Genomic DNA, 2,071 nt, shown 5'->3' on the forward strand with positions numbered 1-2,071 from the left:
GCCCACCCCGGAGACCCCGGGGCGGGCGGCCCGTCGCCGTGCGGTGAGGCCCGGTCGCCCCCGGGCCGCTTGGTCGAGGGCGGGTCCCCGGGCCGCCGGGCTTACGGCTCCTGGGGGAGCAGCACCCAGAGGGCCAGGTAGAGCAGGAACTGGGGGCCGGGCAGCAGGCAGGAGAGCAGGAAGATCACGCGGACGGTCCACGGGGTCAGGCCGAAGCGTTCGGCGATCCCGGCGCAGACACCGGCGAGGACGCGGTTGCGGCGAGGACGGGCGAGGCGCGCACTCATGATTCTCTCCCTGGGGTGGCGGCCCGGTCCGGCAGGTCCGGTGGGCTGGTTCCATCCTCCGCCGCCGTCGGCCCCCGGGCCTCAGCCCGGCAGGTGATTCCCGGCCCCGAAGGGTCACCGGGGAGTCGTAGCCGGATGTCGGGGTTCCCTCGGGGTGGTCCCGGGGAACCGAGCGCGGTCCTCGGTCCGGACCGTCGGACGGGGCTCGGTAGGATGCTGCCGATCGCGGTCGGCCGGGGGGCGGACGAAAGCCCGACACTGTTGCGAAACGATCTCCCGTGCAAGCGATTTCACGTCCTGATGGGTTCTCTCCCGCATTCTCCCGTGAGGTTGGATTGCACATTCGGCAGCGCAGATTCCTGACCGCGACCACCGCCGTCACCCTGGCCTCCGGCCTGGCCGCCGTCGGGGTCGCGGCCGTCTTCGCCGCGCCGGAGGCCGTCGCGCTGTCCCCGGGCGCCCGGACCCGACCCTCGCCGGTCACGATCGCCTTCGGCGGCCTTCCCGGCACCGTCACGGCGGGGGGCGCGCCGGTGGAGTTCACCGCGACGCTCCGGAACACCGCCGACCACCGGCTGGACGTGCCGTCCTCGGCCTTCGTCGTCGCGGACGCCGGCGCCGGCGCGGGGCAGGGCCACTTCCGGCTGGAGTACCGGGCGCCCGGCGGCACCCGGTGGCAGGACGCCAGGGCGAACCCCGCGGGCACGGGCGCCGTCTGGGCGCTCGACCAGCCCGCCGTGCTGTCGCTGCCGGCCGGCGCCGAGGCCGTCTACCGGCTGCGGCTCACCGTCACCGCCGATGCCCCGGCCGGCCGGGTGGCGCCGGGCTTCGACTCCGTGGTCTCGGACCCGGCCCTGCCGCCGGAGCAGCGCGCCACCGACGCGAGCAGCGGCCGCCCGGAGCTGGTCATCGTTCCGGCGGGGGCGCCGACCACCGCGCCGGCGACCGCACCGGCCACGGCGCCGCCCGCCCCGGCGGCCACCGCGGAGGTCGGGCTCCACGGGGTGCCCGTCGTGTTCACGGTGGGCGGCGAGGCGAAGCCGTTCACACTGGTCCTCACCAACCGGAGCGGCCGGGAGCTGCGGGTCGTGCCCGCGGTCGTGTTCCAGGGGGCGGCCGAACTTCCTTCGGACACGGTCGAGTTGGAGTTCCGTGCCGCCGACGGGCAGTGGCGGGGCGCCACCTTGGGCCGCGGCCCGGAGCACCCGAACCGGCTCGACTTCGCGCTGCGGACCGGGGACGGGGACGCCGACGTCATCACGCTGGCGAAGGGCGAGAGCCGCACCGTCGACCTCCGGCTGGCCTTCACCAAGGACGCGCCGATCCTGTTCGAGTCCCTGACGGCCGTGTCGCGCACCCTGCCGGAGCGGGGCGAGAGCGCGGCCGAGGCGGCCGGTCCGGCGGCCGACTTCATCACCGTGGCCGCGACGGGCGCCACCGCCGCACCCGCTCCGACCTTCGTGGACTCCGCCCCGGACCCGGACGTGCCGGAGCGGGCCGCCGCCCCGGTCCTCCCGGTCGTGCGGGCCACCGGCACGTCGCCGAGCCCGGCGGGGGCCGGCTCGCCGATGGTCACCGCCGCCGCCCCGGCCGGGGACGGCGGGCTGGCCTCCACCGGCGGCGGCAGGGCCACGGAGCCGATGGCGATCACCGGGGCGACCGCGATCGCCCTCGGCCTCGGCACTCTGGTGGTGGCCTGGCGCCGCAACCGCGTGCGGGGCGGCACCGGGGACTGAGCCGGACACGCCGGAAGGCCCGCCCGTCGCCGCTTCGCAGCGGGTGAC

Annotated in this window: 2 protein-coding genes; one reads left to right on the forward strand and one right to left on the reverse strand. The window is 77.0% G+C overall.

The features are described from left to right. Positions 1–101: 101 nt before the first annotated feature. On the reverse strand, positions 102–287 hold the full coding sequence (locus ACFU7Z_RS38990; protein ID WP_049649198.1) for a PspC domain-containing protein: 186 nt from the start codon (positions 285–287) through the stop codon (positions 102–104). Between the two features lie 335 nt (positions 288–622). On the opposite strand from ACFU7Z_RS38990, the gene ACFU7Z_RS38995 reads away from it, so the two are divergent. Continuing rightward, positions 623–2,023 carry a hypothetical protein gene (locus tag ACFU7Z_RS38995; RefSeq protein WP_380782897.1) on the forward strand — a complete coding sequence of 467 codons (1,401 nt, stop codon included), beginning with the start codon at positions 623–625 and terminating at the stop codon, positions 2,021–2,023. Positions 2,024–2,071 lie beyond the last annotated feature (48 nt).

The organism is Kitasatospora sp. NPDC057518, assembly GCF_042802075.1.
Classification (GTDB): Bacteria; Actinomycetota; Actinomycetes; order Streptomycetales; family Streptomycetaceae; genus Kitasatospora.

Coding starts and splice junctions, on each gene's coding strand:
- ACFU7Z_RS38990 (WP_049649198.1), bottom strand. CDS start 287: ATGAGTGCGCGCCTCGCCCGTCCTCGCCGCAACCGCGTCCTCGCCGGT.